This window comes from Phytohabitans flavus, assembly GCF_011764545.1.
GTDB lineage: Bacteria > Actinomycetota > Actinomycetes > Mycobacteriales > Micromonosporaceae > Phytohabitans > Phytohabitans flavus.
Map to the genome: position 1 here is coordinate 7,451,341 of NZ_AP022870.1, position 18,188 is coordinate 7,469,528.

Genomic DNA, 18,188 nt, shown 5'->3' on the forward strand with positions numbered 1-18,188 from the left:
CCTCCCCGCGGATCACGGCCTGCATGATCTGGCCGCCGATCTCCGCCGCGGCGGAGCTACCGCCGGATACGCCGGCCCGCTCCAGCAGCACGCAGACCGCTGAGATGGGTTCGCCGTTCTTCAACACAAAGCCAATGAACCAGCCGTGGTCGCGCTCGTCATCCCCATCTTGCGCCGTTCCGGTCTTGCCGCCGACCGTGAACCCGTCGATCTGGGCCCGCCGGCCGGTGCCTCGCTCGACGACGCTGACCATCATCTGCTGAAGATCGCTGGCGACCGGGCCGGTGATCGGGTTGTTGATCTTCTTGGGGGACGCCGTACCGATCGTGCGCCGGTCCGGGCCGAGGAGCTGCTGCACCAGGTACGGCCGCATCCGCTCGCCGCCATTCGCCACCGTCGCCGCGATCATCGCGCCTTCGAGCGGCGTCATCCGTACGTTGTTCTGCCCGATCCCGGACTGCGCGAGCGCGGCCTGGTCTTCGCCGCCGTCCGGGTTCTGCATGTCACCGGTCCGGCTCGCCGCCACGTTGATCCCGCCGCCGTCGAGATTGCCCACCTTGAGGTCGGTGTCCTCGAAGCCGAACGCCTTGGCCTTTTCCTTGATCTTGTCGGACCCCAGCTCGACCGCCAGGCGAGCGAAGCCGGTGTTGCACGACTCGGTGAGCGCCTCGATGAGCGTGACCTGCGTCTCGGGGCAGATGCCCGGCGAGGAGTTGCGGATGGGGGTGCCCGAAGTCGGCGGCAGGTAGCTGGAGCCGGCCGGGATGGAGGTCTCCGGCTTGTACCCCGACTCGAGGGCGGCCGCGGAATCGATCACCTTGAAGGTTGAGCCCGGCGGCAGTACCTCGCTGAGCGCCCGGTTTCTGAGCGGGCCCTCCTTGTCGTCCTTGAGCCTGTTGTACGCCGCCTGGGCTTCCTCGGTGTCGTGGCTGGCCAGCGGGTTGGGGTCGAAGCTCGGCATCGAGACGAGCGCCTGGATCGCGCCGGTCTTCGGGTCGACCGCCACCGCGGCGCCGCGCGTCGACCCCACGGGGTTGTTGGCCAGGCCCTTGATGGCGGCGTCCTGGGCGGGCAGCGAGAGGCTCAGCACGACGTTGCCACCGGCGGTCTCCTCACCGGTGAACATGTCGCGGAACCGGTCGGCGAAAAGCCGGTCGCTCGTACCCGCCAGGAACTCGTCCTCGGCCTGCTCGATCCCGGTCGAGCCCAGGTTGACCGGCTTGTACCCGATCACGTGCGCGAACTGGCTCTTGAACGGGTACGTGCGCAGGTACTTGAGCTCGCCGTCGGTGGCCTGGTTTTCGGCGAGCGCCTTGCCGGACACCTCGATCACGCCGCGCGGCCGGTTGTACTGGTCGACCTGCACCCGCGCGTTGTACGGGCTGGTGCGGTACTCGTCAGCCTTATACGCCTGGACCCAGTTGAGGTTGGCGAAGAGCAGGCCGAAGAGGACCATCACGACCACGCCGGCACGGCGCAGTGGGGCATTCACGACCTGATCACCTCCGTCGGGGCACCATGCAACTGTGCCGGGGCCCACCGCCGGCGGCGCCCGCGCGCCCGCCCGGGGCGCCGGTGACCGGACGTCCGGCAGCGTCCGAGATCCGCAGCAGCATCGCGATGATCAACCAGTTGGCCATCAGCGAGGAACCGCCGGCGGAGAGGAACGGTGTGGTCTGGCCGGTGAGCGGGATCAGGCCGGTCACGCCACCGACGATCACGAAGACCTGGAGGCCCAGGGTGAACGCGAGGCCGCCGGCCACCAGCTTGCCGAACGAGTCGCGCACCGCCAGGCCGGCGCGGAGCCCGCGCTCGGCGATCAGGAGGTAGACCACCAGCAGGGCGGAGAGGCCGAAGAGGCCGATCTCTTCACCCAGCCCGGCGAAGACGAAGTCGCTCACCACGAGCGGGATCTTGTTGGGCTGGCCACCGCCTGGGCCGGCGCCGAAGAGTCCTCCGGTGCCGAGGCCGAGCAGCGACTGGACCATCTGGTACCCGTCGTCATAAGGCTTGGCGAACGGGTCCATCCAGATCTCGGCGCGCTGGTAGAAGTTGGCGAACGGGCCGCCCACGCTCGCACCCAGCACATACGCCAGGACAGCGCCGCCGAAGAAGAGCAGCAGACCGATGATCAGCCAGCTGACCCGCTCGGTCGCCACGTACAGGATCACGACGAACATGCCGAAGTAGAGCAGCGCGGTGCCGAGGTCCTTTTCGAACACGAGGACCATGAGGCTGAGCAGCCACACCGCGACGACCGGCCCGAGGTCGCGGCCGCGCGGGAAGTCGATGCCGAGGAAGCGCCGGCTCGCCAGCGAGAGAACCTCGCGCTTGCGGACCAGGTAGTAGGCGAAGAACGAGACAAGTGCGAGCTTGGCGAACTCACCAGGCTGGATCTGGAAGCCGCCGACCCTGATCCACAGCTTGGCGCCGTTGATCTCGGAGAACTGTGACGGCAGCACCGCCGGGATCATCACCAGGATGATGCCGACCAGCCCGAGCGTGTACGCATACCGGGAGACCGCCCGGTGGTCACGCACGATAATCAGCAGCCCAGCGGCGAGCACCACCGCGATGAGCGTCCAGGCCAGCTGGCGGCCGCCGACACCGGAGAAGATCGGCAGGTCGGCCCGCTCGTTGGCATCGGCGAACGCGAGGTCGATACGGCGTAGGAAGGCAACGCCCAAGCCGTTGAGCAGGGCCACAGCGGGCACGATCGCCGGATCCGCATACGGCGCCAGGAACCGGATCACCACGTGCAGGCCGAGGAACACCCCGGCGACCAGCGCGACCGGCACCCAGAAGTCACCGGTGATCGTGTCGAGCGCGGTCGCTTCCACGGTCGCCGAATACGCCAGCACGAGCAGCATGACGAAGATCAGCAGCGCCAGCTCAGCGTTGCGCCGGCCGCTCGACTCGCGGACACGCGGCATCTCACCCGTGGTGGCGGGTGTGGGTGCCGGCACGGCTGGGGCGGTCACGACTTAATCCCTGCGGTTCCTGTATCAGGCGACGGGTCAGTCCGCCGCACGGCACCCGGTCGGGTCGACCGGCGGTTCCGTGTAGGCGGGCGGGGCATCAGGCGTGGTGGCCGGTCCCGAGCCGGCTGGCGAGGCGGTAGCGGACGGTGATGGGGTACCCGCGGCGGTGGTCGCAGCGGTGGCGCTGGCCTGCGGCGAGCCGCTCGGCGGCGGGCTCGCACTCGCACTCCCGCTCTCGCCCGCACTCGGCGTCGGAGTCGAGGTCGGCGGGCAGGTCGGCTTGAGGTTCGGGTTGGTCGGGCTGTCCGAGGTCAGCTCGGAGAGGCGGCGCTGCGCGTCCGGCTCGTCGTCGGCCTGGATGCCCTGCTTGACCCGATCCTGGGCGACCACGGTGAGGTCGTCCAGGCGGGTGCCGCTGGTCTCGTGCACGCTGGACAAGCTGAGCCCGGCGATCTGGCCCGGCACGCCGCGGAAGACGGCGAGCTGGCCCTCGTCGGTCGCACCCACGTAGTACTGCCGCTGGGTATAGCTCCAGCCCACCCAGAGGCCGCCGCCCAGGATGATGAGCAGCCCGGCGAGCAGCAGCGCGGTGCGTGCCGGGTGCCGCCGTGGGCGCTCCGGCTCGTCTTGGAGGCTGGCGCCGCCGTTGCTGGGCTCCGGCGCGGGCGCGCGAGGCACCGCTGCCTGAAGCGCCGAGGCCCGGGCCGCGGGCGTCGAGTCGTCGGCCGAAGTGGCCATGCCGCGGTCGCGGGCGGCTGCGCCACCGACGATCGGGGCGGCCTCCAGGATGTCCTGGTCGGTGGCATCGGCGACAACCACGGTGATGTTGTCTGGCCCACCGCCGCGCAACGCGAGCTGGATGAGCCGCTCGACACAATGCTGGGGGTCGGCGAGCTCGGTGAGCGTCTCCGCGATGGTCTCCGCGCTCACGACGCCGGAAAGGCCGTCGCTGCAGATCAGATATCGGTCACCGGGGAGCACCTGGCGTACCGAATACTCCGGGTCGATGTCGCGGCCGTCGAGCGCCCGGGTGAGCAGCGAGCGCTGAGGGTGGCTGCTCGCCTCCTCGGCGCTGATCCGCCCCTCGTCCACCAGCATCTGGACGTACGTGTCGTCCTTGGTGATCTGGTTGAACTCGCCGTCCCGGAGCATGTACGCCCGCGAGTCACCGATGTGGACCATCCCGATCTTGCTACCGGAGAAGAGCACCGCGGTGAGCGTGGTGCCCATGCCCTCCAGGTGAGGGTTGGCGTCGACGGTGTCGCGAAGCTGCTGGTTAGCCGTATCGACCGCGCCACGCAAGGCGTCGACCAGCGCATCGCCGGGGACGTCCTCGTCGAGGGGCGCCATCGCGGCGATGACGATGTTGCTGGCGACGTCACCGGCGGCCATGCCGCCCATGCCATCGGCGACGGCGAGCAGGCGCGGGCCAGCGTAGACGGAGTCTTGGTTTCCGTCTCGGATCAGGCCGCGGTCACTGTGAGCCGCATAACGCAAGGTGAGAGTCATGGCCGTAACTCAAGAGAAGTGCGGCCGATGCGGATCGGCACGCCGAGGGGTACGGGGGTTGGTCCAGTGACCTTAGCGCGATCCAGATAGGTGCCGTTGGTCGAGCCGAGATCTTCTATGAACCACTGTCCGGCGCGAGGGACGAGCCGGGCGTGACGTGCAGACGCATAGTCATCGGTAATCACCAGAGTGGAGTCTTCGGCGCGACCGATGGTGATCTGAGCCTCACCGAGGGTGATTCGGGTGCCGGCCAACTGACCGGCGGTGACCACGAGTTGGTGTGCCGCGCGGCCCCGCTTCACCTTGGCCGGGCGGGACGGCCCCGTCGACGCGCCAACCCCCCGCGGCGCGGCGACGAGGCGACTGCTCTTGGCCCCGGCGAAGAGGTCCCGGCGGATCACTCCGACCACTGTGAACACGAAGATCCACAGCAGGACGAGGAATCCGAACCGGGCAACGGTGAGGACGAACTCAGGCAACGTCCTTAGCCATCCACTCGGAACGTAAGGGTGGTCGTCCCGAGCTGGATCATGTCACCGGGGTTGAGGGCCACGGCGGAGACGCGCTGGCCGTTGACCATGGTCCCGTTTGTCGATCCCAGATCGGTGAGCACCACCTGGGCACCGTCGAAGTCGAGCCGAGCGTGGCGGCGAGAGATGCCGACGTCGGGGAGGCGCAGGTTGGCCTGGTCACCTCGTCCGATGACGGTCGAACCCATCTGGAGCGGATACGTACGACCGTCGCCGGAGACCAGCCGCACGTTGCGCCCGCCACCGCCGTGCTGCGGCGGCGGACCATAGCCACCAGGGGCCTGGTCGTACGGCGGGTAGGCGGGCGGCGCGGGAGCGTCGTACGCCGGCTGCTGGACGGGAGCCACCTCGCCACCGGTGTAGACCTCGGCGGTGACCCGGAACATGCCCGTGTCCAGCCCGTCACCGCGCTCGATCTCGACGATCACGTCGCCATATACGGTCCACGCCTGCTCGCCGATGAACTCAGCCTGAGACTGGGCGAGCTCCTGGGCGAGCGCGGCCGCGTAGGGCGCGAGCCGGCTGTGGTCGTAGGGCGAAAGATCGATCACGTAGCGGTTGGGCACGAGGGTGCGCCCACCGGCCAGGATCGCCTTGTGCGCCTCGGCCTCCCGCTGCATGGCGTTGAGAATCTCAACAGGGTGGACTACCCCTTTGAACACCTTCGCGAAGGCCCCTCGACCAGGCCTTCCAATCGCTTCTCGAAGCGTTGCAGCACGCTCACCGGCTCCTCCTCGGGTTCCGAGGACATGATGGTATCCGGCCGCCGCACGCGCAGGTTGCGCACCGACGTACCGCCTGCTTCCGGCCTGTCTCGGGTGGCCGGTGTTGCCGTGCTACTCTTCCCAGGCGCCACGGGCAGTAACCTGCTCGCGGATGTAGCCACGCACAGCGTAATATGTGGCCGCATCGAGTCCGGGGCATACCCCCTGGATCCGGGGAAGTGGCGGAATGGCAGACGCGCACGGTTCAGGTCCGTGTGCCCGAAAGGGCGTGGGGGTTCAACTCCCCCCTTCCCCACCAGAGGGCTGAAAGCCCCGTCCGACAAGGACGGGGCTTCGCTTTTTTGGTGACATCACCATCTGGTCACAATCCCGGAGCACCTCTCCATCCTTCGACGCCTTCCATGCAGGAATGCGCTTTCCTATGCTGAGCGCATGATGAGGATCGACGACGGGCTCCAGCCCGACGGCCTGCTGCCCAAGATCAAGCGCCTCTGGGACGCCTCGGCGGAGAAGCTCGACTCGATAGAGAAAGCCTGCCCGCCCGGCTCCCCGTCGCCGGTGTTCACGGTGGACGGCCGGTATACGGCGCGCGGCTGGACGGAGTGGACCCAGGGCTTCCAGTACGGCTCGACACTGCTCCACTTCGACGCCACGGGCGAGCGGCGCTTCCTGGACCTCGGGCGGGAGCTCACCGTCCAGGTCATGGCGAGCCACGTCAGCCACATCGGCGTACACGACCACGGCTTCAACAACGTCAGCACGTACGGCAACCTGTGGCGGCTCACTCGCGAGGGTCGGATTGACGACGGCGACCTCAACTTCTACGAGCTGGCCCTCAAAATCACCGGCGCGGTGCAGGCGGCCCGGTGGCGGGACACCGCGGACGGCACCGGCTACATCTACTCGTTCAACGGACCGCAGTCGCTCTTCGTCGACACGATCCGCTCCTGCCGCGCGCTCGCCGTCTCCCACCAGCTCGGCCACGTGCTGATGGGCGAGCGGGACGAGCGGATCTCCCTGCTCGACCGGCTGGCCCAACATGCCACCAGCACCGCCCGGTGGAACGTCTTCTACGGCGAGGGCCGGGACACGTACGACGTCCGCGGTCGCACCGCCCACGAGTCGATCTTCAACGTCAACGACGGCAGCTACCGATGCCCGAGTACCCAGCAGGGCTACTCGCCCTTCAGCACCTGGACGCGCGGGCTGGCCTGGGCGATGCTCGGCTTCCCGGAGCAGCTTGAGTGGCTCGACACGATCGAGGACGCGCCGGATGGGCTCGCCGACACGATGCTCAAGGCCGCCATGGCCACCTGTGACTTCTACATCGCGCACACCCCGGCCGACGGCATCCCGTACTGGGACACCGGCGCGCCTGGGCTGATGCACCTCGGCGACTACCTCGACCGCCCCGCCGACCCGTACAACGCGCACGAGCCCGTGGACTCCTCCGCCGCCGCGATCGGCGCGCAGGGGCTGCTGCGGCTCGGCCGCTACCTGACCGGACGCGGGCGGGCCGAGGAGGGCCGGCGCTACTGGCAGGCCGGGCTGACCGTGTGCCACACACTCTTCGGCGACCCGTACCTCAGCACGGACGCCCGCCACCAGGGCCTGATCCTCCACTCCGTCTACCACCGGCCGAACGGCTGGGACCACGTGCCCACGGGCCAGCGGGTACCCAACGGCGAGTCGAGCATGTGGGGCGACTACCACGCCCGCGAGCTCGCGCTCTACGTGCAGCGGGTAGCACGTGACGAGCCTTACTACACCTTCTTTGGCGGTGCCTCATGAGCCCGGCCGCCGTCGTCACCGGCGGCTCGCGGGGCATCGGGCGCGGCGTCGTGCTCGCGCTCGCCTCCGCCGGGTACGACGTTGTCGTCAACTACGCACGCAACGCGTCGGCCGCGAAGGAGGTGGCCGAGCGGGTCGCGGAGGCCGGCCAGCGGGCCCACCTGGTGCAGGCCGACATCGGGCAGGCGGCCGACCGGCAGCTACTCGTGGAGGAGGCGATCGGCGCGTTCGGCCGGATCGATCTGCTGGTCAACAACGCCGGCGTGGCGCCGGACGTACGCGCCGACATCCTGGACGCGACCGAGGAGTCGTTCGACCGGCTTGTCGCGATCAACCTCAAGGGGCCGTACTTCCTGACCCAGCTCGTGGCCCGGCACATGGTCGAGCAGGTTGAGGCCGGCACGCTCACCCACCCCAAGATCGTCATCATCTCGTCGATCAGCGCGTACGCGGCGAGCGTCAACCGCGGCGACTACTGCGTCACCAAGGCCGGCCTCGCGATGGCCGCCCAGCTGTACGCGGCGCGGCTGGCCGAGCACGGCATCAACGTGTACGAGATCCGACCGGGCGTGATCGAGACGGACATGACCGGAGCCGTGCGAGAAAAGTACGACGACCTGATCTTCAACCGAGGCATCACGCCGATCCGCCGCTGGGGCCGCCCGGAGGACGTGGGCAAGGCGGTGGTGGCCGTGGCGACCGACCTGTTGCCCTTCAGCACCGGCCAGGTCATCGACGTGGACGGCGGCTTCCATCTCCGTACCTTATGAAAACAAAGACAGAGCCCCAGCGCCGCGACGGCGCTGGGGCTCCGCCGACCTCCCCAGGTCGGGTCTTCGGACTGACTAGACGGTCAGCGTCCAGGTGTTGATGTAGCCGGTGTCGATGGCCGCCACATCCTGTACGCGCAGACCCCACGTACCGTTCGCCACCTCCGTGGAGAGGTTCACGGTGTAGGTGGTGTTGACGTTGTCGGCGCTGTCCGAGCCGGAGCTGTTCTTCAGCCGGTACGCGGTGCCGTCCGGGGCGACAAGGTCGATGACCAGGTCACCGCGGTAGGTGTGGACGATGTTGACCGCCACGGTCGAGCTCGCCGAGGCGTTGCGGCCGCAGGCGATCGTGATCGTGCTGGTCACGGTGCTCAGGTCGGGGATGTTCACGTCCGTACCGTTGGTGCCCGCGCAGGTGCCGGTGCCGCCGCCGGTCACGGTCAGGTTGTAGGTCGCGGTCCGCGTGCCGGAGGCGCCGGTGCCGGTGACCGTGATCGGGTACGTCCCGTTGACGACCGAAGACGTCGTGGAGATCGTCAGCGTCGACGAGCCACCCGACGTGACCGACGCCGGGCTGAAGCTCGCGGTCGCGCCGCTGGGCAGGCCGCTCGCCGACAGGCTCACCGACTGCGCCGACCCGGCCGTGGTGGCCGTGCTGACCGTCGTGCTCACCGAGCTACCCGCCGCGACCGAACCCGACGTCGGCGAGACCGACACGGAGAAGTCGTTGGCCGGCGGGGTGCCGTTGTTGACCACGAAGAGCAGCCGGTTCGGCGTGCCGGTACCCACGTTGGTGATGACGTTGGGCGTGGAGTTGTTGACCAGGAAGTCACGCACCTGGGTGGGCGTCCAGGTCGGGTTGGCCGCGAGGACCAGCGCCGCCGCGCCCGCGACGTGCGGGCTGGCCATCGAGGTGCCGCTGATCGAGTTCGTGGCGGTGTTGCTGGTGTACCAGGCCGACGTGATGCTCACGCCCGGCGCGAGGATGTCGACGCAGGTGCCGAAGTTGGAGAAGCTCGCGGCGGCGTCGTTGCTCTGGGTGGCGCCCACCGTGATCGCCTCGGCAACCCGGGCCGGCGAGTAGTTGCACGCGTTCTGCCGCACGCCGAGCGCGTCACCGTTGCCCGCCGCGACGGCGTACGTTACACCCGAGTTGATCGAGTTGCGGACCGCGGTGTCGATCGAGGCGTTGGCGCCGCCACCGAGGCTCATGTTCGCCACGGCCGGCTTGATCGCGTTGGCGGTGACCCAGTCGACGCCGCCGACGACGCCCGCGAGCGTGCCGCTGCCGGAGCAGTTGAGCACGCGCACGCCGATGAGCTGCACGCCCTTGGCCACGCCGTACGCCGAGCCGCCGACCGTACCCGCCACGTGGGTGCCGTGGCCGTTGCAGTCGTCCGCCGGCCCGCCGTCCACCGCGTCGAAGCCGCTGGTGGCCCGGCCGCCGAAGTCGTTGTGGCTGAACCGGATGCCGGTGTCGATGATGTACGCGCGGACCGTCGGCGCGGTCGTCGGGTACGTGTACGAGCTGCTGAGCGGCAGGTTGCGCTGGTCGATGCGGTCCAGGCCCCAGCTCGGGGGGTTGTTCTGGGTGTCCTGGATGCGGACCGTGTGGTTCTGCTCGACGTACGCCACCGACGGATCGGCTGCGATACGGGCGGCACGCGCCGCCGTCGCCTTCACCTCGAAGCCACGCAGCGCGGCGCGGTAGGTACGCGCTACCGCCCCGTCGTGCTTGGCCGCGAGGTCACGGGCAGCCTTGTCGACACCCGTCCGGGTGACCGAGCTGTCCTTGAACACAACGATGTAGCTGTCAGCGACGGCGGTGTTGCCTCCGGCGTTGCGGATCACGCCGGACGGTTCCTGCGCCAGCGCGGGCGGCGCCATCATCGCGACTGCCATCGTCACACCGACGGTGGCCAGGCCGAGCGTCACCAGGCGGCGACGCGTACGCGGGAGCGTCATCTCCCGTCCTCCCTCTGACCGGCTCCACAGCCGTCCAGACGCTTGTGGCGACCGGATCGGGCAGAGATGTTTGCCGATCGGAGGAGAGATTATGTGGTTCTGTCAGCCAGCGACAGATGTTGAACTTTCTATATCACCGGCGATAGGTAACGCGCGTAGTCCTTCGTGGTCGGTCCCGTACCGCTGGGCGGCGCGCCTACCGGGACCGGTTGCCCTGCTGGAGGTAGAGGAGCTCCAAAATGGAGCGGGCCGCCTCGAACCAGCGGTCCAGCCACCCGGGCGGCGGCACGGTGCCCTTGGGCGGCAGTTCCAGGAGCAGGCCGCGCAGTAGCGGGTGGTCGGCGAGGGTGCCGGCCGGGCCGTCCAGCCAGGTCGTCGGGGGTACAACGAGGTTTGTTGGCTCGCGACTCTGGCTACTGCGCGCGAGCTACCGTATACTCACTCACCGTAGGATAACGATATATGCTTCGACGCGCGCTCATAGAGCGCGTGCGCGCAGCCGTGCCGCCACTACACAGAGCGACACGGCTGCGCCAGACTGCGTCATCCGTTCCGTTCGTGGGCTAGAGAGCCACGCCTACTCGCCAGACCACAAAGTGGGAAAACGGAATGCCGTCAGCCGAGGTCGAACTCGCCGTCCTTGGCGCCCCCGACGAATGCGTCCCACTCGTCGGCCGTGAAGATCAGCACCGGACCGGTCGGGTTCTTCGAGTCCCGCACGGCGATCGCCTGGTCGACGAAAGCCACCTCGACGCAGTTGTCGCAGCTAGGACCGCTCCGCGTGCTCTTCTGCCAAACAGCGCGGCTCAGGTCCAACCGGAACCCCTTTGTCTCGACTTCCACAACGGCTCCTTAATCAAATTTCGGATGAGTGCCGCAGACTCCTCCGGGCGGAGGGCCGCAGCGCGGATGTGATCGAAAATGAACATGTACTTCCGCAACTCCTCACTCTTCTCCAGGAACAGACCTCCGGTGGCATTTTCCGCAAAAACCACCGCCGGGTCGCTGGGCTCGGAGAAGCTGAGGATTGTGAAGGTACCGTCCATGCCGGCATGAGCGCCGACCTCGAAGGGTAAAACCTGTAGCGTCACATTGGGTAACTCCGCGGCCTCCACGAGTCGCTCCAGCTGAGCGCACATGACGGCATCGCCGCCGATGGGGCGGCTGAGCACGGCCTCGTCGAGGACCACCCACAGGTCGATGGGGTCGTCCTGTGTCAGTAACGACTGGCGGTTGAGGCGGACACGAACCCGCCGCTCGACTTCGTCAGTCGTGATATCCGGCCGCGCGGCACGGATCATCGCCTTGGCGTATTCCTCGGTCTGTAGTAACCCAGGCATCACCTGCTGTTCGTACGCTCGGACCGATTCCGCTGCCTGCTCAAGACCGACATAGGCGCCGGTGAGCACCGTGCTGTACGCATGCCACCAGCCCTTCTGCCGGGCCTCGCGAGCGATCTGAACGAGTTCTTCGCACTCGTCGCCGCGGACCCCATATATCTCGAGCATGTCCCGGACATCACGGGGGGTGGCCGTGGTGTGGCCGGTCTCGATTCGCGACACCTTGGATGCCGAGCATTCCAAACGCTCGGCGACTCCTTCGATCGTCACTCCCGCAGCTTCACGCCGGCGCCGCAGCTCAGCTCCGAGCCGACGACGGCGAATTGTCGGACTCCGACGCTCCGTCACGGGGTCACCTCCGCAGTTGCGTCCCCCAAGTCAGAGAGTCTGTCGCGAATCGGCGTCACGGGTACCCGTCACGGCGGACGCATGCTATGACGGAGCAGCGACATCGCGGCGAACCGGCCCGCGGTTACGCGGGGAGTTCCGTTTCGCTCGCGCTGACACGCAAAGGCCCCGGCACGTCGGCCGGGGTTGCCGCGTTCAGTTTGCGCGTTTCCGAGCGGGACATCAAGACACGATCCGTCACCGGATGGACAAGACCGGATCGGGCCGAAGTTGCAACTTGCATTGATCATGTTCATGCGGCACCCTGTGCGTATGGCTCGGGTCACCCACCGTCTCCGGCCAGTCGGACAGGTCGCGGCTCCGCCGCAGCCAGAGGGGTAGTCCGACCTCGGCAGGGACGGACACCCAGCGGGTGGCCCCCGAGGTGAGCCGCGAAGCACGTGGTCCGGCAAACTTTGGCTGAATCGGTAGTTTTGGGACAGGAGTCGATGTGTTACCCCGGTCCGGTGACGTCCTACAAGTGACCCGCGAGGCGAGCGTCCAGTTCGCCGACCCGATGCTCTTTCGGGTGATCAGGGCCCACGACTGGCCGACCTATGACGGCTGGATCTGGCTCGATGGCTACGAGCTCAATGGCGGCGGTGAGGCGGTCGAGCGTAGGTCGATCTTTGTGAAGATCAGTGGCCTCCGCCCGGTCGGGTCCGCTCCGGACATCCGCCAGCGCAATGCGCGCCATCCAGCCCCCGGCCCATGGGGGTGCCCACGCGGATGCGGTAGGGGCTGTTGGTCGTTCACCGTCCGATGGTCCAGGGCCTCGCCTAGACTCGAAGGCACCCGCCGACCCCACTCGTGATCCGGACCCCGAGCCTGGGGACGGCATGATCACAAGGCCGACCGCGCCGTTACGCGCATCTCGGCATCCCTACTTGATTCGTGGGCTGAGCCTGCGCGTAGTGCTCCTCGGCGCGATGCTGACGAGCCTCGCGATCACCATGGCCGGCGGCCAGCCGGTCGGTGCCTCGTCCGCTGACGGGCGCACGCCGGCCAGCGACTCGGCACGCCTCGCCGACGGTCGGACGGTGGGCGGGGCGAGCCCGGGAAGGCAGGGCCAGAGTGGGCAAGGCGGGCCGCCGGCGAGTGAGCAGGCCGCCGGTACGGTGAACGGCCGCGCCAGCGGCGGCGGGATCGTGCCGGCGGCAAGCGCGTCGTCGCCATCCCCGACCGGCTGGACTCCAACTCCTGTCGACCCGACCGGCTCGCCGCCCACGGCGGGGCCGGCCCCCGACGAGGAGCCGGACACCCCAATATCGGCAGGCACCCCGGACGGCACCGGCTCGTCACCGGGTACCCCGCGGAGGACCAGCCGGGCGCCGGGGCACCGGCCACCGAGGGTCCACTGTGGCGCGACCCGGTCGCCGGCGGCCCGGACGACGAGGACCTGGGGCTTGGCGAGACGGTGGACGAGGCGACCCCGACGCCCGAGCTGGCCACGGCAGGGCAGGACGCCACACCGACCAGCGAGTACCGGCGCACGTTGATCTACTCCGGCATTTTGGGCCTTGTCCTGGCCGCCATCGGCCTCACGATGGTCGGGGTACGCCGCCGAGGCTGGTGAGGTGACACTTGGTCAGGAGGTCGGCGTCGGCTCCGGGGTCGGGGTGGTCGTGGGCGGTTCGGTGGGCGTGAGCGGGCTGGCGATCACCAGCGTGACCTCAGCGCCCATCGCCACGATCTCGCCTTCTCGCGGATCCGTCTCGATCACGGTGTTCGGCGGCTCCACTGCCGGCCGGTACACGAGCCGGTAGGTCAGGCCCAGCCGGTCTAGCTCGTCCCGCGCCTGCTGGTCGGTCAGCCCGACAAGCAGCGGCACCGGTACCTCGGCCGGCGCGGTCGTCGGCGGAGGTGCCGAGCTCGTCGCCGGCCCGGGCGAGGTCGCCGGCGCGGAGGTCGGCGCGAGAGTAGGCGGTGGCGTGGGGGTGGGCTCCACCTTGTTCGCTTCGTAGATCAGCCAGACACCCGCGATCAGGCCGCCGAGCAGCACAAGCCCCACGATGCCCAGCACGATCGGCATCCACCACTTGCCGCCGCTGTCCTCGGGCGATGCCCACTCGGTCTGCGCCGGGCCGCGTGTGGCCGCGCCGTCCCGTGGGGGTACCCCGGCACGGCCGGACCAGACGGTGGGCTGGGTCGGCACCTTCGCGGTCTCGTCGGCGGCCGGTATCCGGCGGGTCTCGTCGCCCTGCTGGCCGGAGCCGGCCTGCTCAGCGGCGGCCGGGTCATCCATTGCCTTCGGTAGCTGTGCGGTGCGGTCAGGTTCGGTTGGGGCAGCGCCCGCAGCGGCACCACCATCCGCCTCGTCGTCCGCCACCGGGTCGAACTGTCGGGTCTGATCCGATTCGCCCGGTCGATCGCCGGAGCCGGGAGTGGAGCCACCGCCGGAGCTAAGAGCAGGACCGCCGCCGGAGCCAGCAGGAGCGGAGCTACCGCTGGAGCTAGGACCAGGGCCGCCGCCGGAGCCGGGAGCAGGACCGTCCGGATCGCGGTCGTCGGCCATCGCGTCGTCCTCTCCGCGAAGTCACATTTCCGGGGATCAACTTATCGGGCGATTCGCCCGTGGGCGCGTCGCCCCGCACTGCTTCGATGGCGCAAGGAAGCTACGCTGCCCGGCATGGCCGTTCGAGGCTGGGGAGGATCGGTCGCGACCGCGATCGGCATCGCTGCAGGCGCAAGCGCCGCGCAGTTGGGGTTGGGCTATGGGCTCGGCATCATCGCGTGGATGCCGTCGCCCAACGGCGCCAACGAGGCCACCTGGGTGGCCAGCCTGGCATGGGCGACCTGGATCGCGGCCACATCCACGATCATCGGGGCGATCTACGCCGACCGGATGAGCGCGGCCATAGTGGACAGTAGGGACACGCTCTCCACAGTGCTCTCCAGGGGTGCGATCACCGTGGCGGCTGCGGTTGGTGCCCTCGCGACCGTCGCGCTGGTGGCGGTGCCGGCCCGCGAGGCGGCTCGGGCGGACACGTTCACGCCGCAGACCATAGCGGCGGGTTACGCGGCGATCGGCGTGATCGTCGGCCTGCTCGTCGCCCTGTGGGCGGTGGCGTCCCGGGCGGTCGCGGCCAACGTGATCGCCACCGCGAGCTGGCTGTGGCTGCTGGCCGTAATCGCCGTGATCGACGGCGTCGCCACCGGGCGCGGCCTCGCCTCCGCTCAGCTCGGCGTGTGGCAGCTCACCTCGGACGCCGACCGATTCTGGTTCCGCAACATCTACCTGCCTGGCGCGGCCCTCACCCTCGGCTCGGCGCTGGTGATCGGTGCGCTCGCCGCCTGGCCGGCGGCCAAGCGGTTCGACGGCCGGGTGGGCACAGCCGTTTCCGGTGGTGTCGGCCCGCTGCTCGTCGCGGCGGCGTACTTCCTGGCCGCGCCCACGCTCGTCGGGATCCGCGCCGAGCAGCTGTCCGCGCACCTGCTCGCGCCGTACGCGGTGATCGCCGGCCTGGCCGGTTCGGTGCTGGTGACCGCGATTTGCCAGCGCCAGGAGGCCCGGCAGAAGGAAGAGCTGGAGCTGCTGCGGTGGCCCGACGAGCCCCAGTCGCAGCCCGAGGACGAGCCGGAGCTGGAGCTGGAGAGCGAGGAGCCGGAGACCGACCTCGAGCGCGTGCCGGTGCCGGCGCAGCCAGCGAGTGCCGATCTGGCCGACGACGCGTACGCCCCGGCCCGCGCCTACGTCACCGACTCCGCGCCGGCCGCCGAGCCGGTGTCCGCAGCGCCCGAGCCGGCCCGCGGGCAGGCGTCGGTCGCGACCCCGCTCTGGCCTGAGCCGGAAAAGAAGAAGCCCAAGCGCCGCTAGGCCCGGGCGGCGGGGTAGTTGATCCCGGCCTCCAGCAGGGCGAACGCGCGATCAGCGAGGTCGGAGACCTTTTCGTCGGGCTCGTCTTCCCGCCAGGCGCGCACGGCCACCTGTAGGGCCGCGCTGGACACCGCGGCGACAAGCTTGGGCCGCGGATCGCTGACCGGGTCGACCCCCATCCGGACCGCCACCCGCCGGGCCAGCTCGTCGAGCTGCTCGGTGCACATCTCAAGGCTCCGGGACAACACGGCCGGGCTCTTCTGCACGAGCTCCATCACGCACGCGAACTGGGTCGCGTCGGTGCCGCCCTCCTCGTACGCCCGGAGGACCTGAACGCACGCGCGGCGCAGCGCCGTCATCACCGGCTCGTCGGCGGGGCGCTCGTCGAGCGCTGAGTAGACGTCCAGGAACTGCTGGAGCTGCAAGGACGTGGCGACGTCTTCCTTCGAGCCGAAGTAGCGGAAGAACGTCCGGGATGACACCTCGACCGATTCGGCGATCTCGTCGACGGTCGTCGCCTCGAAGCCCTTGGTCGAGAAGAGCTCGAAGGCGGCGTCAATGAGCGCTTCGCGGGTGCGCTGCTTCTTGCGCTCCCGGAGGCTCGCGCCATCCACGGTCGTAGGCGGGGCATGCCGAAAGTATACGGGTGGTGTCCAGCTCCGACTTTATTCCCGGCATGACAGTAGTCACGATAAGACGTAAGTCGGTTGACGACATCTGTCATGCACTGACAGATTCGCTCTCATGTCACAGGCAACCCTGACCCGACCCGGTGGGCCGAACACCGACGAATGGCGGCCCAGCCGCCGCGGCCATGGTCACCCCTGGCTGACCCTCCTGGCCGTAGCCCTCGGCGTGATGGTCGTGGGCCTCGACGCGACGGTCGTGGCCATCGCCAACCCGGCGATCGCACGCGATCTCGGCGCTGACTTCGCCCAGCTCCAGTGGGTTACCAACGGCTACCTGCTCGCGCTCGCGGTGTCCCTTATCGTCGCCGGTCGCCTCGCCGACCGGTTCGGCCGCAAAACCGTCTTCCTCGTGGGCGTCGCGGGCTTCGCGGTCGCCTCGGTGGCAGTGGGCCTCTCCGGCTCGATCGAAATGGTGATCTTCTGGCGGGTGGTGCAGGGCTTCGCCGGCGCGCTGCTTCAGCCGGCCAGCCTCGCGATCCTCCGCAACACGTTCCCGGCCGAGAAGCTCAACATGGCCATCGGCATCTGGGCCGGCACCTCCGGCCTGGCCATCGCCAGCGGGCCGATCGTGGCCGGCCTGCTCGTGGAGAACGCGAGCTGGGAGTGGGTCTTCTTCCTCAACGGCCCGGTCGCCGCGGTGGCGATCCTGCTGGGCCTGTGGGTGGTGCGGCAGTCGCGCGACCCGGACGCCGCCGGCTCGTTCGACCTACCCGGCGTCGGGCTACTCTCCGCGGCCCTGTTCAGCCTGGTCTGGGCGTTGATCAAGGCGCAGGAGTACGGCTTCGGCGACATCCTCCCGCTCGGCTTCTTCGCGGGCGCGGCCGTACTGGGTACCGCGTTCATCCTGCGCGAACGGTCTGCCCGCCACCCGCTCATGCCGCTCGGACTCTTCCGCGACCGCTCGTTCTCGGCCGGCACGGTGCTGGCGATGCTGGGCTTCTTCGCGCTCTTCGGCTCGTTCTTCTTCCTGACCCTGTACCTCCAGCAGGTGCACGGCATGAGCCCGGTCGACGCGGGCGTACGGCTGCTGCCGATGACGGCCACCTTCATCGTGGCGTCGCCGGTGGCCGGCGCACTGACCGCCCGTTTCGGCCCGCGCCCGCCACTCGTGATCGGGATGCTGCTGACCGCGGTCGCGCTCTTCGCGCTCTCCCGGATCGGGGTGCAGGCCGACTACCTGTCGCTCTGGCCGTGGTTCATCGTGATCGGCATGGGCTTCGGCATGGTCCTGGTCGGCAGCACCGAGGCCATCGTCGGCAACGCTCCGGTGCACCTGGCCGGGCTCGCCGGCGGCATCCAGCAGACCGCGGCCCAGCTCGGCGGCGTACTCGGGACAACGATTTTCGGCACGCTCCTGGCCACGCGGGTCGGCGACGTACTGCTGGACAAGCTGACGGGTGCCGGGGTCCCGGCCGAGATGGCACCCGGCCTCGCGGCGGCCGAGGACTACGTGGCCCAGGGGGTCGCACCCGTACCGCCGGGCGCGCCGCAGCCACTTGCCGACGCGATCACGACCGGCAGCCACCTGGCCTTCATGACGGGCTTCCAGACGGCGCTGGCGGTCGGCGCGGTGATCGCACTGCTCGCGTCGTTCGCGGCGCTGCTGGTACGGCGCGGCGAGAACACCACCGCCGGGGCGCACGCGGGTATCTGAAAACAGCCCTCCCCAGATCGGGGCGCTCCG

General features: G+C 69.2%; 13 protein-coding genes, 1 tRNA gene and 4 pseudogenes. 7 read left to right on the top strand and 11 right to left on the bottom strand.

Annotation, left to right across the window (positions count from 1 at the left end):
- Positions 1-10: 10 nt before the first annotated feature.
- The 5 genes and pseudogenes from Pflav_RS32850 to Pflav_RS32870 all read right to left on the bottom strand — a co-directional run.
- Positions 11-1,492: pseudogene (locus Pflav_RS32850) on the bottom strand (peptidoglycan D,D-transpeptidase FtsI family protein); the annotation flags it as partial.
- Positions 1,489-2,981: pseudogene (locus Pflav_RS32855) on the bottom strand (FtsW/RodA/SpoVE family cell cycle protein). The pseudogenes Pflav_RS32850 and Pflav_RS32855, both read right to left, overlap by 4 nt.
- 36 nt (positions 2,982-3,017) lie before the next feature.
- The gene (locus tag Pflav_RS32860) at positions 3,018-4,490 is read right to left on the bottom strand and encodes a PP2C family protein-serine/threonine phosphatase (RefSeq protein WP_173040661.1); all 1,473 of its coding nucleotides are present in this window, start codon (positions 4,488-4,490) and stop codon (positions 3,018-3,020) included.
- The gene (locus tag Pflav_RS32865) at positions 4,487-4,969 is read right to left on the bottom strand and encodes an FHA domain-containing protein FhaB/FipA (RefSeq protein ID WP_173040662.1); all 483 of its coding nucleotides are present in this window, start codon (positions 4,967-4,969) and stop codon (positions 4,487-4,489) included. Before Pflav_RS32865 ends, Pflav_RS32860 begins: the two co-directional genes overlap by 4 nt.
- Before the next feature lie 5 nt (positions 4,970-4,974).
- A pseudogene (locus tag Pflav_RS32870) lies at positions 4,975-5,771 on the bottom strand (FhaA domain-containing protein).
- A gap of 186 nt (positions 5,772-5,957) precedes the next feature.
- On the opposite strand from Pflav_RS32870, the gene Pflav_RS32875 reads away from it, so the two are divergent.
- From Pflav_RS32875 to Pflav_RS32885, 3 genes are all read left to right on the top strand, one after another.
- A tRNA-Leu gene (locus Pflav_RS32875) sits at positions 5,958-6,043 on the top strand.
- 134 nt (positions 6,044-6,177) lie between these two features.
- Complete coding sequence (locus Pflav_RS32880; protein WP_197938799.1) at positions 6,178-7,536, top strand: glycoside hydrolase family 88 protein; 1,359 nt, start codon at positions 6,178-6,180, stop codon at positions 7,534-7,536.
- The gene (locus Pflav_RS32885) at positions 7,533-8,306 is read left to right on the top strand and encodes a 3-ketoacyl-ACP reductase (protein WP_173040663.1); all 774 of its coding nucleotides are present in this window, start codon (positions 7,533-7,535) and stop codon (positions 8,304-8,306) included. Before Pflav_RS32880 ends, Pflav_RS32885 begins: the two co-directional genes overlap by 4 nt.
- Before the next feature lie 75 nt (positions 8,307-8,381).
- Here the strand turns inward: Pflav_RS32885 and Pflav_RS32890 are convergent, their stop codons facing one another.
- The 3 genes from Pflav_RS32890 to Pflav_RS32900 form a co-directional block, all read right to left on the bottom strand.
- Complete coding sequence (locus Pflav_RS32890; RefSeq protein WP_173040664.1) at positions 8,382-10,271, bottom strand: S8 family peptidase; 1,890 nt, start codon at positions 10,269-10,271, stop codon at positions 8,382-8,384.
- Between the two features lie 615 nt (positions 10,272-10,886).
- Positions 10,887-11,114: a DUF397 domain-containing protein gene (locus Pflav_RS32895; protein ID WP_173040665.1), complete on the bottom strand. Its 228-nt coding sequence runs from the start codon at positions 11,112-11,114 to the stop codon at positions 10,887-10,889.
- Positions 11,078-11,959 (bottom strand): helix-turn-helix domain-containing protein, encoded by an 882-nt coding sequence (locus tag Pflav_RS32900; protein WP_173040666.1) that lies wholly within the window; start codon positions 11,957-11,959, stop codon positions 11,078-11,080. Before Pflav_RS32900 ends, Pflav_RS32895 begins: the two co-directional genes overlap by 37 nt.
- Positions 11,960-12,449: 490 nt before the next feature.
- Between Pflav_RS32900 and Pflav_RS32905 the strand changes: the two are divergent.
- Positions 12,450-12,701, top strand: a pseudogene (locus tag Pflav_RS32905) (hypothetical protein); the annotation flags it as partial.
- Positions 12,702-12,881: 180 nt separating this feature from the next.
- Here the strand turns inward: Pflav_RS32905 and Pflav_RS32910 are convergent.
- Entirely contained in the window at positions 12,882-13,259 is a 378-nt protein-coding gene (locus Pflav_RS32910; protein WP_232072185.1) for a hypothetical protein, read from the bottom strand.
- Between the two features lie 156 nt (positions 13,260-13,415).
- Between Pflav_RS32910 and Pflav_RS32915 the strand changes: the two genes are divergently transcribed.
- Complete coding sequence (locus Pflav_RS32915; RefSeq protein ID WP_173040668.1) at positions 13,416-13,574, top strand: hypothetical protein; 159 nt, start codon at positions 13,416-13,418, stop codon at positions 13,572-13,574.
- A gap of 12 nt (positions 13,575-13,586) precedes the next feature.
- Here the strand turns inward: Pflav_RS32915 and Pflav_RS32920 are convergent, their stop codons facing one another.
- On the bottom strand, positions 13,587-14,243 hold the full coding sequence (locus Pflav_RS32920; RefSeq protein ID WP_173040669.1) for a PASTA domain-containing protein: 657 nt from the start codon (positions 14,241-14,243) through the stop codon (positions 13,587-13,589).
- 384 nt (positions 14,244-14,627) lie between these two features.
- Here Pflav_RS32920 and Pflav_RS32925 point away from each other — a divergent pair, with 384 nt between their 5' ends.
- The gene (locus Pflav_RS32925; RefSeq protein WP_180201289.1) at positions 14,628-15,815 is read left to right on the top strand and encodes a hypothetical protein; all 1,188 of its coding nucleotides are present in this window, start codon (positions 14,628-14,630) and stop codon (positions 15,813-15,815) included.
- Here Pflav_RS32925 and Pflav_RS32930 read toward each other — a convergent pair.
- Positions 15,812-16,429 carry a TetR family transcriptional regulator gene (locus Pflav_RS32930; protein ID WP_173040670.1) on the bottom strand — a complete coding sequence of 206 codons (618 nt, stop codon included), beginning with the start codon at positions 16,427-16,429 and terminating at the stop codon, positions 15,812-15,814. The genes Pflav_RS32925 and Pflav_RS32930 overlap by 4 nt on opposite strands.
- A gap of 130 nt (positions 16,430-16,559) precedes the next feature.
- On the opposite strand from Pflav_RS32930, the gene Pflav_RS32935 reads away from it, so the two are divergent.
- On the top strand, positions 16,560-18,158 hold the full coding sequence (locus Pflav_RS32935) for an MFS transporter (RefSeq protein ID WP_232072187.1): 1,599 nt from the start codon (positions 16,560-16,562) through the stop codon (positions 18,156-18,158).
- Positions 18,159-18,188 lie beyond the last annotated feature (30 nt).

Excerpts from the sequence above, each read along its gene's own strand:
- Pflav_RS32860 (WP_173040661.1), bottom strand. The coding sequence starts at position 4,490 with ATGACTCTCACCTTGCGTTATGCGGCTCACAGTGACCGCGGCCTGATC.
- Pflav_RS32880 (WP_197938799.1), top strand. The coding sequence starts at position 6,178 with ATGATGAGGATCGACGACGGGCTCCAGCCCGACGGCCTGCTGCCCAAG.
- Pflav_RS32885 (WP_173040663.1), top strand. The coding sequence starts at position 7,533 with ATGAGCCCGGCCGCCGTCGTCACCGGCGGCTCGCGGGGCATCGGGCGC.
- Pflav_RS32890 (WP_173040664.1), bottom strand. The coding sequence starts at position 10,271 with ATGACGCTCCCGCGTACGCGTCGCCGCCTGGTGACGCTCGGCCTGGCC.
- Pflav_RS32920 (WP_173040669.1), bottom strand. The coding sequence starts at position 14,243 with ATGGATGACCCGGCCGCCGCTGAGCAGGCCGGCTCCGGCCAGCAGGGC.
- Pflav_RS32925 (WP_180201289.1), top strand. The coding sequence starts at position 14,628 with ATGGCCGTTCGAGGCTGGGGAGGATCGGTCGCGACCGCGATCGGCATC.
- Pflav_RS32935 (WP_232072187.1), top strand. The coding sequence starts at position 16,560 with ATGTCACAGGCAACCCTGACCCGACCCGGTGGGCCGAACACCGACGAA.